Raw genomic sequence first — 14,571 nt, 5'->3', positions numbered from 1 at the left:
TTGTGCGATTTTCATTCGAATTTAAAAAATTTTATTTAAAATCTGTTTAAACCACCGGCAGTCTGAAATAAAAAGTACTTCCCTGATTGGGGGAACTCTTCACTCCTATCTCGCCGTTTTGCTTTTCTATAAAATTTTTGGAAATAGCCAGTCCAAGCCCTGTTCCGTTCTGATGTTCTCCCGGCACCTGAAAATAGCGGTCGAAGATCTGGCGGTGATACTTTTCATCAATTCCGCTTCCGGTATCGGTTATGCTGAACTGAATCATTGAGTCCTGTTTTTCTACTGTGATACTGATATTTTCGTCCTGGAAAGAATGTTTAACGGCATTGGTAAGGAAATTATTCATCACCCAGACCGTTTTATCGAAATCGGCATTCACAAAATCATTGTCGCCTAAAAGATATTCGGTATTGATGAGAATATTCTTTTGTTCTGCCAGCTTTTCGACATTTTTCACGGCAGCCTGCACCACTTCTTTCGGTGAACATTTTTCAACAGTCAGGCGGATATTTCCGGTTTCTACCTGCGAAAGATTCAGCAGTTCTCCGGTAATATTCAATAGCCTTTGACCATCGTCATTGATGCTTTTCAGCAATTCTTTCTGCTGGTCATTCAGTTCTCCGAATTTTTGGTTTCCAAGTAGCTGTACTCCCATTTTTATGGCAGATATTGGTGTTTTAAGCTCATGTGAAATGGTAGCTATGAAATTGGTTTTAGCAAAATCAAGTTCTTTGAAAGGGGTAATGTTGCGGAGAAGAATCACTTTCCCGATATATTTGGTTTCCTTTTCACCCGTTTTTACAATATTAATAGGGATAATATCCTGTTCAAAATAATTTTCTTTATGATCCCGAACAATCTTGATCGGTTCTTTCACCGGATGATCAATATTTTTAAGAAGTTCCCGTATCAGATCGTTATTGACAGCCACTTCATGAACCGTTTTTCCGATGATTTCTTCTTTATGCAGACCGGTGATCTTCAGCGCTTCGTCATTGATCATGTAGATAAAATGGTTTTCATCCAACCCAATCACTGCATCATGCATATTGTTCACCAGCGTTTCAATTCGTTTTTTGTCCATCAGTTGCTTGGAAAGACTGCTGCTTTCGTACTCCTGAAGTTTTTCCGCCATGGTGTTGAAAGAATCTGCAAGACTGTTGAACTCCTCGCTGCCTTTGAAATGTACCCGTTCACTGTAATTTTTAGCCGCAATCTGACGGATACTGAATGTAAGTTGGTTGATGGGTTCTGCAATGGTTTGTGGCAAATTAAAAAGCAGGGTAAAAGCAATCAGAAAACAAACTGTTCCCAAACTCACGATCCAGAAGGTGGCATTTTCAGCAGTAATGATGGCGATATCACTTTTTCTTTCAATCCCTTTCATATTCAGGGACATGATTTTGGCCAGATCTTCACGTATTAGTTTTTCCTTTTCCGGAGAAGCTTTTTTCAGGTAGCTATTGAAATGGAGATTCAGACTTTGAGTCGCTTCCTTTTCGCCAAATTCAGTAAGATTTTTCTCCTGCAGTTTATTGTTTTTCTGAAAATCATTAACGGCAATAGCACTGTCCGTACTTATTTTATCCAGTGCCAGCAACATATTTTTGGAAAACTCCAGACTGTTGTAATTGGCCGTAAGGATCTTTTCCGTATCCGATTTCAGTTTATTGATATAGACGGATCCGATCACTGACATGAGAACGATCAGTAAAAATAAAAGACCTACGCCTAGGGTGAGTTTTGTTTTAAGTTTCATTACTTCTAAGATAAAATAATAATATCTATCTGCCTTTCATTCAGCCTGTTCATCAGCGTATAAATCCAGCTGTAGCCGGAAAGACGCTGCCAGAGCTCTGCGTGGGGTTTTCCAATGCAAACTGTGGTGATATTATGGGCAATCACATAATCCAGAATTCCTTTGTGGACGCTGCTTTCTTTTACCCGGACCACCTTTGCCCCCAATTCCTGTGCTAAATTAAAATTATTAATCAAATACCGCTGTTTGTCGAGGGCTATTTTTTCAGGATTCTCTGACGGCTTCTGAACATACAGAACCGTCCACTGGCTGTTGTAATAGCTCGCCAGACGGGCTGTTTTCCTGATTATATTTTTTGCAATCTTTTCATTACTACTGATGCAAGCCAGAAACTTTATGGGTTTAAAATTCTCCGTTTTTATCTCTGTTTCTACCTTTCTTTCTACATGGGCAGCCACTTCTTTTAAGGCAAGCTCCCGGAGCTGCAGGATATGTCCGCTTTGAAAGAAATTGGTAAGCGCGGTCTGGATTTTTTCTTTTTTATAAATTTTTCCTTCTTTAAGACGGGTCAGCAGTTCATCTGCAGTAAGGTCTATATTCACCACCTCATCGGCAAGACCCAGAATTTTGTCAGGAACACGTTCAGCGACTTCTATTCCTGTAATATTTTTCACCTCTTCATTCAGGCTTTCAATATGCTGAATATTCATGGCACTGATGACATTGATCCCATTATCAAGAATTTCCAGCACATCCTGCCATCTTTTTTTGTTTTTGGAACCTTCTACATTGGTATGCGCCAATTCATCCACAAGAACCACCTCGGGATGTTCATTAATAATAGTCTGAAGATCCATTTCTTCCAGGTTTTTACCTTTATAGAACACCGATCTTCTTGGTATTTCGGGAATACCGTCGGTAAGGGCTACGGTTTCTTCACGGTCATGAGTTTCTACATAACCAATTTTCACATCAATGCCGTTACGCAGCAGAGACTGTGCCTCCTGAAGCATACGGAATGTTTTCCCCACGCCTGCACTCATCCCAATATAGATCTTGAATTTTCCTTTTCTGGATTTCTGGATCAATTCTAAAAAATGTTTTGCTGATGACATTGAATTTTTTTGCTTTATTTTTTTTAACACAAAAGGTACAAAAGGTTTATTTTCCACCACTTTAGAATGTATAAGTAAGTTACGATTATTCTGTATAAAATGTTTCGCTGACTATTTTGTTGATGTTTTTATCTCCCACAGATCAAACGGATTCCACAGATTTTGATAATCATTAGAATAAAAATCTTGGATTTTTTTAAAACTTATGTGAACTTCTTTCCACAAAGCATTTAAACTTCAGATAACTTAATTGTAAAGCTTTTGTGACTTTTGTGACTTTTGTGGTTGGTTTTTTAACCACAGATTACAGGGATTTTTACAGATGTTTAGGTATTTTATTGGTCATCGCAAAGACGCAAGATTTTTCTAATTCGAATGTTTTAAGGCGCTAGGATTTTATCTTCGATAAAATTGAATACCGCTGTCATTGCGAGGAGCACAGCGACGAAGCAATCTCGTCATCACCCTAGCTGAAAATCTCAGATTTTCTTGCGCCTTAAAAACGCATTTAAATAAATCTTTGCGCCTTTGCGTTTTATCCAATTTTATTTCAACCTTGTTTAAAATCTTTGATTTTTGAAAAACTTATGTGATCTTCCTTTCACAAAGCATTTAAACTTCAAATAACTTAAGTGTTAAAAGCTTTTGTGACTTTTGTGGTTAATTATTTTTCACTTTCTAAAACCAGGCAGCCAAACTTGTTGTGATAAAGAAATTTCCCTGCTTCATCTCACCATTCTTCACGAAAATGGCATCTTTAGAAGTAAATCCTCTCGCTTCTGTCCGGAAAACCACGTTCTTCAATATTGCATAATCCACATTCAGGGAATATCCGAAGGTTTGGAAACCATTAGGCGGTTTGGTGCTGATGATGACGCCGTTTTTATCATTGTAATATTCAACCCGTCCTGCCAAGGCCCATTTGTTGTCTAACTGGTATTTCATTAATATATTTGGAGTGTACCAGATATTATAATTACTGCTTCCTTTCTCTTTCTGTTCTGCCCCAATATCGAACCCTAGCAACGCTGAGAATCGGTCTGTCAGCTGAAAATTTCCGTAAAGATCATGGAAATACCGCATCCTTTTTTCAGCTTTCGATTTGTCGTTTCCGATGAATGAACTGCTGTTCAGCGTAATTTTTTCTGTCGGTTTGTACGTCACCTGATGCCCGAAAGAAATCGTCTGGTTTCCTTCCGGCTTTGCAATCCGCTGCCAGCCATTGAGCACCAATCCGCTTAAAAACCATTTTCCGTTGTCTGACGTGTAAGAAACCTTTGCTCCTGTTTCGAAATACGGTGAATTTTCAGCGGCAAAACTTCTGGTCAGATTCACGTTATCTTTTCCTATGGCACTTTCCCAGCCGATGTGGGAAGGCATAATCCCTGCATCGATCCACAGGTTTTTGGTTTTCGAAATCTTGATCCCGATATTCGCTTCGTTGACATAACGCAATGCATTCTGCTCGGCAGCCATATTATCCTGCGCATAGGTTCCGGCCATTAAAGCTACATTGGCGCGGAGATTTTCACTCTGATAATTGGCTTTTACCAATCCTAAATTCAGATTGAGCTCATTATGTCTGTTGTAGGAGTATAAAAAATTCTGACGGAGATGATTGGCAGGTTCATTAAAATCATAAGTGTAGAAAAGTTCTGCATAGGCAGAAAAAGTCACTTTATTTTCTGTTTTTAATGAATCTGATGATTGTGCTTTTGGGAAAAAGATCCCGAATAATACGGCACTGGTAATGATATATTTTTTCACGGTGATAGCTGGATTATTTTAATTGATCCAAAGCGATATTAAGCTTCAGTACATTTACTTTTGACGGACCTAAAAGTCCTAAAAACGGTTTTTCTGTTTGATTTTTCACTAAATCTCTTACTTTTTCTTCAGAAAGATTTCTGACTTCTGCAATTTTCTTTACCTGATACAAAGCGCCTTCTTCAGAAATATCCGGATCCAGGCCGCTTCCACTGGCAGTAACCAGCTCTACAGGAACTTTTGTATTTTCCATTCCCGGATGCGTCATCTTTAAGGTATCTATTCTTTTCTGTACAGTCTGCAGGTATTCTTCATTACTCGGTCCTTTATTACTTCCGGCACTTCCCGCTGCATTATAATCAACAGCTGAAGGACGTCCGTGGAAATATTTTTCTGATTTAAATTCCTGCCCGATATTGGCGTAGAATTTCTGTCCGTTTTGAGTGATGATCTCTGCATTTCCTTTCGTAGGCAATATTTTGGAGCCTCCATACACGATAAGCAGATAAATTCCTATGACAGCCAGCATTACAATAGTCAGTCTGAATGCTGCAACAATATGATTTTTCATTTTTTAAATTTTAATAGAATAAACTGATCACTAAATCGATGATTTTAATCCCGATAAACGGAACAATAACACCACCCAAACCGTAGATTAAAAGGTTTCTTCTCAGGAGCGCACTCGCACCAATCGGCTTATAAGCAACGCCTTTTAATGCTAACGGAATAAGGAAAGGAATGATCACGGCATTGAAAATAACGGCTGATAATATCGCTGTTTCCGGGCTGTGAAGATTCATAATATTCAACTTCTGAAGGGAAGGAATGAAAGTGATAAACAATGCCGGAATAATGGCAAAATATTTAGCTACGTCATTCGCAATACTGAAAGTCGTCAGTGTTCCACGGGTCATCAGTAACTGTTTTCCGATCTCTACGATCTCGATCAGCTTTGTCGGGTCATTGTCAAGGTCCACCATATTACCGGCTTCTTTTGCAGCCTGTGTCCCGCTGTTCATCGCTACTCCTACATCGGCCTGAGCCAGTGCCGGCGCATCATTCGTTCCGTCTCCCATCATGGCGACCAGCTTTCCTTCCTGCTGTTCTTTTTTGATGTAGTTCATTTTGTCTTCGGGCTTGGCTTCAGCAATGAAATCATCTACACCTGCTTTTTCAGCAATGAATTTTGCAGTCAGAGGATTATCGCCAGTTACCATTACCGTTTTTACCCCCATTTTTCTCAGTCTCTGGAAACGTTCCTGAATTCCTGTTTTAATGATATCCTGAAGTTCGATAACACCCCAGACTTTTTCATTAACGCTTACCACAAGAGGCGTTCCTCCGTTTTCGGAAATTTTGGTAACGGCATCCTGGGTTTCTTTCGGGAAGATGTTCCCGGCTTTTTCAGTCAGTTTTTTTATCGTGTCATAAGCTCCTTTTCTAATCCTTGTGTCTTCAAAATCAATTCCTGAGGTTCTTGTTTCCGCTGAGAAATCTATATAGACAGGGTTGGGAACAAGAAGGTCTTCTGATTTCAGCTGGCTTAGTTCTATAATGGATTTTCCTTCCGGTGTTTCATCCGCTACTGAACTTAGCGCAGAAGCTTTAATGAAATCCGGTAGTCTGATTCCATCTGCAGGGTGAAATTCCGTCGCCTTACGGTTTCCGATGGTGATGGTTCCCGTTTTATCAAGAAGCAGTACATCGATGTCTCCGGCAGTTTCCACTGCTTTACCACTCTTGGTAATTACGTTAGCTCTCAGGGCTCTGTCCATTCCGGCGATTCCGATTGCAGAAAGCAGACCTCCAATGGTTGTGGGAATCAAACAAACGAAAAGTGAGATAAATGCCGCAATAGTAATGGGAGTCTGCGCATAGTCTGCAAAAGGTTTTAAAGTGAGTGTTACGATAATAAAGGTCAGGGTAAATCCTGCCAAAAGTATAGTTAATGCAATTTCATTAGGTGTTTTCTGTCTTGATGCTCCTTCTACAAGGGCAATCATTTTATCTAAAAAAGACTCTCCCGGTTTGGTGGTCACTTTTACTTTTATTCTGTCCGAAAGAACCTTTGTTCCACCGGTTACAGAGCTTTTATCTCCTCCGGATTCACGGATAACAGGTGCACTTTCTCCGGTAATGGCAGATTCATCAATGGTAGCAAGTCCTTCGATGATTTCTCCGTCCATCGGGATCTGATCTCCTGTTTCGCAAAGAAAGATATCGCCAAGCTTCATTTCGGCAGACATTCTCAGAACAGTTTCTACCTGAAATCCCGGTTTGTTCTCCAAAACTACTTTAGCAGGAGTTTCTTCACGTGTTTTTCTAAGCGTATCCGCCTGTGCCTTTCCTCTTGCTTCTGCAATAGCTTCTGCAAAATTGGCGAAAAGAACGGTGAAAAATAAGATAATGAATACGGTAAAGTTATAAGCAAAGCTTCCCTGTGATTTGTCTCCTGTAAGGCTGAAAAGACTTACGATGAACATCACAACAGTTCCGACCTCTACCAGGAACATCACGGGATTTTTAAACATGATTTTCGGATTCAGTTTGACGAAGGACTGTTTGATCGCTTCGTTCACCAAATCTTTTTGAAACAATGTCTGTGATTGATTTTTCATTTTTTTGAAAGAGTTATATAATTGTAAATCAACGGTAACCATTAAGACAGATTAAAACAAAAAGGATTGAAAATGGATAATATATTCAGGTGAATGTTTCGATGAGTTTAGACTGGTTCCCTGATATTTCAATCTTCCTAATGGTTGACTATTGATTTTAATTTTTAATGTTTATTTAGAGAAATACTGGATCTGTTCTGCAATAGGTCCTAATGTAAGGGCCGGGAAGAAAGACAACGCCGCAATAAGAAGGATCACCGCCAGCGTCATAAAGCCGAAAGTAGCCGTATCCGTTTTCAGAGTTCCTGAACTTTCCGGGATGAATTTTTTCTGTGCCAATAATCCTGCAATCGCTATCGGTCCGATGATCGGAATAAATCTGGATAACAGCAATACGATTCCTGTTGAGATATTCCACCATGGGGTATTGTCACCAAGACCTTCAAATCCGGAACCGTTGTTTGCAGAAGAAGAAGTAAACTCGTACAGCATTTCACTGAACCCGTGGAACCCTGGATTATTCAATGTTTTGGCACCAAATTCAGGCAAATAAGCGGTTAATGCTGTTCCTACAAGGATTAAGAACGGATGGAACAAAGCTGCAATCATGGCGATTTTCATCTCTTTGGCTTCAATCTTCTTACCCATGAATTCCGGCGTCCTTCCTACCATCAAACCACTGATGAATACAGCAAGGATGATAAAGATGAAATAATTCAGAATTCCGACCCCGCAGCCTCCGTAGAAACAGTTGATCATCATGGCCAGCAGCTCGTTCATACCTGAAAGCGGCATTGTGCTGTCGTGCATGGCATTAACAGACCCTGTTGAGATCACCGTCGTTGCAATACTCCAATATCCTGAAGATGCACTTCCGAAACGGATTTCCTTACCTTCCATAGCCCCTAGGCTGTTGTCAGTACCCATTTCTGTAATCAGAGGATTGCCGTTGGTTTCATTGACGATATTCGGAACGGCAAGCGCCAGAAAACCGACCGTCATTACGGTAAAAATTACCCATGACAGTTTTCTTTTTTTCAGGTAGAATCCTAACGCAAAAACCAATGCAAAAGGAATGATCATCTGAGTGACCATCTCGGTCATATTCGTTACATAATTAGGATTTTCGAGCGGATGCGCTGAGTTAGCTCCGAAGAAGCCTCCTCCATTCGTTCCCAAATGCTTGATCGCTACAAAAGCAGCTGCAGGACCTCTGGAAACATCCACTTTCTGTCCTTCCAGCGTTGTTATATGATCTTTCCCTTCGAAAGTCATAGGACTTCCGTTAGCAGAAAGGATCAGCGCAACAAGGATACTGATCGGAACGAGTATTCTGACCACAGATTTAGTAAAGAAATCATAGAAATTCCCTAATTCTGTAGTTGTTTTATCTTTAAAAGCTTTGAAAAGAACAGCCATAGCCGCCATTCCGGTAGCTGCGGTTACAAACTGCAGGAACATCAGATAAAGCTGACTTAAATAACTTACTCCCGTTTCTCCTGAATAATGCTGAAGGTTACAGTTCACCAAGAAGGAAATAGCAGTATTAAAAGCAAGATCAGGGGACATATTCGGGTTTCCGTCAGGATTTAAAGGAAGCCACGCCTGGGTCAGCAGGATCAGGAATCCAATAATAAACCAGACCAGATTGATCGTCAGCATGGCATACATATTCTGTTTCCAGGTCATCTGACGGGCCGGGTTGATTCCCGATATTTTATAAATTATTTTTTCAAAAGGTTCAAAAACAGGATCTAAAAAGGTCTTTTTGTACCCGTACACATTAGCAATGTATTTTCCAAGAAATATCCCAATGACTAATGTGATCACAAACATGGCAATAACGCCTAAAATTTCTGTATTCATGACCGGTTAAAATTTTTCAGGTTTCAGCAAAACGTAGCAGATGTACACAAAGGCCAGAATTGAAAGGAAAAATAAACTCCACATAGTTTTATATTTTATCAAAAAATTCAACGGATTTATAGAGAAGCCAGAACATCACTGCAAAAAGCAGGATCAAACTTATCAGCATCATATCGTTATTATTAAGGTTAATAGAGTCATCAGTACGTACGATACCATCAGCAGACTGAAGCCTGCGTGCTCACGTTTTTTGAACGTTTTTCTTGAAATTGTCATTTTTAAAATATTTTATTCTTGTCCTATAGGCCAAAAGAAGGCCCACTTTGGAAATAAAACTCATAAAAAACTAACAATCAGCACATTAGATTAAATAACTCAACCTTACCAAAACACGAAAGCCTATCATTTTGATAGGCTCGTTTATTGAAATGATAAGGATTAGAAGTTAGAAACTAGAGGTTAGATGTTAGAGGGGAAACTGTCAATGGGGAATTTTGTTTCGCAAGGGAATGGTGAGTTGGTAGATTCAAGAAGCAAGAGCCAAGAAAAAAGACTTTAGATGTCAGATTTCAGATTTCAGACATTACCACTGGTGGCTTCGGGAACCTCAGCAACCAGATATTTGTCGTCTATTCATCGGAACTTACACCCCGAAACTAATAACTCATAATTTATAACTCTCTTACTCTCCGACGCTAAAACTCTTCAACTCATTTATCTCCATCCATACTCCTCCAGCTTACGATACAGTGTCGCAATACCGATTTCCAGCAGTCTGGCGGCTTCGGCTTTATTGCCCTTTGTGTATTGAAGGACTTTTTGGATATGAATTTTTTCAAGGGATCTCATGCTTAATGAGTCGCTTTCAGGAACGATTTTATCTGAATAATGGGGTAAACTTTCCGCATCGAGGATGTTGTCTTCCATCAGAATAAGGCTTCTTTCTACGGCGTTTCTAAGCTCGCGGATATTTCCTTTCCAGTCGTTTTTTTCAAGGGTTTTATAGTAATCAGGGTTCACCTGAAGGTTTGAAAGGTGAAGTTTACGGGAGAAAATATCGATGAAGTTTTTAGCCAGTAGTTTCAGATCTTCTTTTCTTTCACGTAATGGCGGAAGGTGGATCTCAAAAACATTCAGTCGGAAGTAGAGATCTTCGCGGAAATGGCCCTGTCTGATTTCGTCTTCCAGATCTCTGTTGGTCGCAGCAATCAGTCTGAAATCTGATCGGGACACTTTGGTCTCGCCCATTTTGATGAATTCTCCGGTTTCGAGAACACGCAACAGTTTGGCCTGAAGCTCAATGGGCATCTCTCCTATTTCGTCTAAAAATAAGGTTCCTCCGTTGGCTTCTTCTATCAGACCTTTCTTATCTTTTACTGCACCGGTAAATGCACCTTGTTTGTGTCCGAAAAGTTCGCTTTCCAGTATTTCTTTGCTGAATGCTGAACAGTTGATGGCTACAAAATTATTTTTCTTTCTGTCGCTTCCGTCATGGATAGCATTGGCAAAAACCTCTTTTCCGGTTCCTGTTTCTCCGGTCAGAAGAACAGCAGCATCCGTTAAAGCTACTTTTTCAGCCAGTTTTTTAGACTGAAGGATCAGAGGAGAAGTTCCAATGATCTGTCCGAATCCTTTTGATATGGTGGTTTTCTGACCAATTTTAGAGCGATTGTCTTTTACTTTTTCCAAAGCTTTATACACCAGCGGAATAATTTTCTCGTTATCATCACCTTTTACCAGATAGTCATACGCCCCGTTTTTCATGGCCTGAACAGCATCGGTAATATTTCCGAAGGCAGTCATCAGAATAATTTCGAGGTGTGGATATTTGGTTTTGATGGACCGTACCAGTTCTACCCCGAAAGCATCAGGAAGACGGACATCACATAAAACGACATCAAATTCATGCTGCTCGAGCATGGTCATCGCAGAACGTGCTGTAGAAGCTTCTTTGACGTTAAAATTTTCTTGGGAAAGAATCATCCCCAGTAATTTCAGGAGCTTGATCTCATCATCGATGATCAGAATGTTTCCGGACATAGTGGTTGTTTTTGGAAAACCTGATGCAAACTTATTGAATTTTTTGAGCAAATGAACAGTGGTGGGATGAAATTTAACGTGAAACCGTCAATGGTGAATTTTGCTTCGCAAGTGAATAGTCAATTGTTGGGGTTAAAAAATTCACTGAATGATGGTGTCAGGAAAAAAGATTTCCTTTCCATCTTTGCAAATCGAAGTTATAGATGTAATAGTCACAAAAACACACTGAAATTTTCTTTGATTGCTTACATTTGTAGTGCATTCGGATCTAAAAGAATGAAATGAGTTAGCTTATGATTGACAAAAGATACAAAGAAACGGTTCATACAGATAAAAACAATTACGAATATATTACAATAACGCATGACGAAAATAAGGTAAGAATCTATACGCTGAAGAATGGCTTAAAGGTTTTTCTTGCCCAAAATTTCGATGCCCCAAGGATACAGACTTATATCCCCGTGAGAACGGGAAGTAACAATGATCCGGCTGACAATACAGGTTTGGCGCATTATCTTGAACACATGATGTTTAAAGGAACTTCTAAGATCGGAACACAGAACTGGGAGAAAGAAAAGGAACTACTTGACCAAATCTCAGCGTTGTATGAAGAGCACAAAGCGGAACAGGATCCTGAAAAAAAGAAGGAAATCTATAAAAAAATAGATGAAGTTTCTCAGGATGCCAGCCAGTACGCCATCGCGAATGAATATGACAAGGTAATTTCTTCGCTGGGTGCCAGCGGAACGAATGCTCATACGTGGTTCGATGAAACGGTTTACAAAAATAATGTTCCGAATAATGAGCTTGAAAAATGGCTTAAAATAGAGAAAGAAAGATTTTCAGAAGTTGTCCTTCGACTTTTCCATACGGAACTGGAATCGGTATATGAGGAATTCAACAGAGCTCAGGACAATGATTCCAGAGTGGTGAATTATGAACTGATGGATGCCCTTTTTCCTACCCATCCAAACGGTCAGCAAACAACCATCGGAAGACCGGAACATCTGAAAAACCCTTCTATGAAGGCGATTCATAAATATTTTGATGAATATTACGTTCCGAATAATTATGCTATGGTTTTAGTGGGAGATCTGGATTTTGAGGAAACCATTCAGCTTGTTAATCAATATTTTGGAACAATTCCTTACCGGGAACTTCCGAAAAAAACGCCTGTCGTTGAACAACCATTAACTGAAATTGTAAAAAGAACGGTAAAGAGTCCGACAACTCCAAGGGTTCAGCTGGCCTGGAGAACAGAAAGCTACGGAACCAGAGAGGCGATGCTGGCAGATATTGTGGCCAATATTCTAAGTAACAGAGGAGAAGCGGGATTGCTTGATCTTAATATCAATCAGACACAAAGAATGCTTTGGGCACAGGCTTTTTCTGTTGGCCTGAAGCAGTACGGATATTTTTCTATGGTAGCGGTTCCTAAAGAAACGCAGTCGATGGATGAAGCTAAAGATATGGTTCTGGAGCAGATCGAACTTATTAAAAAAGGAGATTTCCCGGACTGGATTCTTCCGGCGATCATCAATGATTTTAAACTTCAGCGTTTGAAAGGTCTTGAAACAGCTGATGGACTGGCTACAAATCTTTATGACACCTACATCAAAGGAAGATCATGGGAGCAGGAACTGAATGAACTGGACGAATATCAGGATTTCACCAGAGAAGAAGTGGTAGATTTTGCCAATGCTTTTTTCAAGGATAATTATGTTATTGTTTATAAAGAAAAAGGGGTTAATGATCAGTTGGTAAGAGTTGAAAACCCTGGAATTACCCCAATCAAGATAAACCGTGAAGCGCAGTCAGATTTTTTAAAGGAAATCGTCGCAGAAAAAACGGAAGACATACAGCCGGAATTCATTGATTATGAGAAGGAAATCCTTACAGATACCATCAAGGATAAAAAGCTGAGTTTCGTTCTTAACAAATACAATGATATTGCCCAGGTTCACTTTATTTTCCCTTTCGGAAGTGATCATGACAGAGATCTTGGGATTTCTACACAGCTGCTACAGTATCTTGGAACTGAAGATCTTTCACCAGAAGATTTAAAGAAGGAATTCTTCAAAATCGGAGTGAGCAATGATTTTAAAACAACCAACGACCAGCTTCTGATTTCACTGAGCGGACTGGAGGAAAATATTGAAAAAGGGATTGCCCTTCTGCAGCACTGGATGTATGATGTAGAACCTGATCAGGAAATTTACAGACAGTTTGTAGAAACCGTTCTGGAAAACCGTGAGGCTACCAAAAAAGATAAAAACCGCATCATGACTGCCCTGACCAATTATACCAAACTGGGCAGCTTCTCGCGATACACGGATATTATTTCAAAGGAGGAACTTGAAAGCAGCAATGCGGAAGTATTTACAGACCGAATGAAAAAGCTGTTCAAATATCCTTATCAGGTATTTTATTATGGGAAAAAGCTTGAAAATTTCAAACAGTATATTGGACAATATGTAGAAAACGAAAGTTTCCAGATCCCTGAACCTAAACAATATCCTGAACCTGAAACCAACGGAAACGTCTATTTCACAGATTATGATATGGTGCAGATGGAAATGAGCAAAGTGGGAAGAGGACATGAGGTGAATACTTCAAACTTTGGAAAGATCAATGTTTTCAATGAATATTTCGGACGAGGACTCTCCTCTATCGTTTTCCAGGAAATCCGTGAAAGTAAGAGTTTAGCCTATTCAGCTTATGTTTCTTACGCTGCTAATTCTGAACTGGGACATCCTGATTATATAACAACTTATATCGGAACCCAGCCGGACAAGCTTCAGACCGCAGTAAGCACGATGGGCGAACTGATGAGTGAACTTCCAGAAGTTCCAACCCAGTTTGAAAACGCCAGAAATGCAGCGCTAAAACAGATCGCTTCCGCCAGAATCACCCGAAATAATGTGTTTTTCAACACACTAAGACTGAAAAAACTCGGAATCTACCACGATTTTAGAAAAGATATCTACGGACAGATCAAAACCCTGAATTTTGAAGACGTCAAAACGTTTTACCAAACAGAAATCAAACCGGTTCATTTTAATACAGCCATTATCGGCAAGAAGGAAAACCTGGATATGGACGCCGTTAACGAGATGGGAACCTTTCAAGAACTAACGCTGAAGGATATCTTCGGGCATTAAATATAGAGACCGCTTCAGTAATTGAGGCGGTTTTTTTTATTTTTAGAGACAAGAATCAAAATTTTAGATTTCAGATTTCAGACACGAGACATGAGACGTGTTGGTTAAGGTTGAAATTGAAAATGTCAATTGTGAATTTTGCGTAGAAAGTGAAATATGAATTGTAAGAGTTAAGAATTAAATATCTGATATGACTGCTGTTGGCTTCGAGTGGCCTCAGCCACCAGATATTTGTCGTT

8 protein-coding genes are annotated in these 14,571 nt (G+C 39.7%); 1 reads left to right on the top strand and 7 read right to left on the bottom strand.

Annotated features, from left to right (window positions below; translation table 11 throughout):
* Positions 1–46: 46 nt before the first annotated feature.
* The 7 genes from BUA72_RS08655 to BUA72_RS08620 form a co-directional block, all read right to left on the bottom strand.
* Positions 47–1,762, bottom strand: a complete 1,716-nt coding sequence (locus BUA72_RS08655) for a HAMP domain-containing sensor histidine kinase (protein WP_072922617.1) — start codon at positions 1,760–1,762, stop codon at positions 47–49.
* A 5-nt stretch (positions 1,763–1,767) separates the two neighbouring features.
* A complete protein-coding gene (locus tag BUA72_RS08650; protein ID WP_072923139.1) occupies positions 1,768–2,877 on the bottom strand; it encodes a histidine kinase in 1,110 nt (369 codons plus the stop codon).
* Between the two features lie 678 nt (positions 2,878–3,555).
* Positions 3,556–4,644, bottom strand: coding sequence for a porin (locus BUA72_RS08645; RefSeq protein ID WP_072922616.1), 1,089 nt, complete (start codon positions 4,642–4,644; stop codon positions 3,556–3,558).
* A gap of 13 nt (positions 4,645–4,657) precedes the next feature.
* Positions 4,658–5,215 carry a K(+)-transporting ATPase subunit C gene (locus BUA72_RS08640; RefSeq protein WP_072922615.1) on the bottom strand — a complete coding sequence of 186 codons (558 nt, stop codon included), beginning with the start codon at positions 5,213–5,215 and terminating at the stop codon, positions 4,658–4,660.
* A gap of 10 nt (positions 5,216–5,225) precedes the next feature.
* Positions 5,226–7,265: a potassium-transporting ATPase subunit KdpB gene (kdpB, locus tag BUA72_RS08635; RefSeq protein ID WP_047456337.1), complete on the bottom strand. Its 2,040-nt coding sequence runs from the start codon at positions 7,263–7,265 to the stop codon at positions 5,226–5,228.
* A 171-nt stretch (positions 7,266–7,436) separates the two neighbouring features.
* Positions 7,437–9,131: a potassium-transporting ATPase subunit KdpA gene (kdpA, locus tag BUA72_RS08630; RefSeq protein WP_072922614.1), complete on the bottom strand. Its 1,695-nt coding sequence runs from the start codon at positions 9,129–9,131 to the stop codon at positions 7,437–7,439.
* Positions 9,132–9,845: 714 nt separating this feature from the next.
* Positions 9,846–11,171, bottom strand: a complete 1,326-nt coding sequence (locus BUA72_RS08620; RefSeq protein WP_034728692.1) for a sigma-54-dependent transcriptional regulator — start codon at positions 11,169–11,171, stop codon at positions 9,846–9,848.
* A 293-nt stretch (positions 11,172–11,464) separates the two neighbouring features.
* On the opposite strand from BUA72_RS08620, the gene BUA72_RS08610 reads away from it, so the two are divergent.
* On the top strand, positions 11,465–14,332 hold the full coding sequence (locus BUA72_RS08610) for a M16 family metallopeptidase (RefSeq protein WP_072922611.1): 2,868 nt from the start codon (positions 11,465–11,467) through the stop codon (positions 14,330–14,332).
* The last annotated feature ends 239 nt before the right edge of the window (positions 14,333–14,571 follow it).

This window comes from Chryseobacterium sp. OV279 (assembly GCF_900128945.1).
Taxonomy (GTDB): Bacteria; Bacteroidota; Bacteroidia; order Flavobacteriales; family Weeksellaceae; genus Chryseobacterium.
Note: the sequence above shows the minus strand (reverse complement) of the source record. Positions and strands in the feature narration are given on the sequence as shown.

Coding starts and splice junctions, on each gene's coding strand:
- BUA72_RS08655 (WP_072922617.1), bottom strand. CDS start 1,762: ATGAAACTTAAAACAAAACTCACCCTAGGCGTAGGTCTTTTATTTTTA.
- BUA72_RS08610 (WP_072922611.1), top strand. CDS start 11,465: ATGATTGACAAAAGATACAAAGAAACGGTTCATACAGATAAAAACAAT.
- BUA72_RS08640 (WP_072922615.1), bottom strand. CDS start 5,215: ATGAAAAATCATATTGTTGCAGCATTCAGACTGACTATTGTAATGCTG.
- BUA72_RS08650 (WP_072923139.1), bottom strand. CDS start 2,877: ATGTCATCAGCAAAACATTTTTTAGAATTGATCCAGAAATCCAGAAAA.
- BUA72_RS08620 (WP_034728692.1), bottom strand. CDS start 11,171: ATGTCCGGAAACATTCTGATCATCGATGATGAGATCAAGCTCCTGAAA.
- kdpA (WP_072922614.1), bottom strand. CDS start 9,131: ATGAATACAGAAATTTTAGGCGTTATTGCCATGTTTGTGATCACATTA.
- kdpB (WP_047456337.1), bottom strand. CDS start 7,265: ATGAAAAATCAATCACAGACATTGTTTCAAAAAGATTTGGTGAACGAA.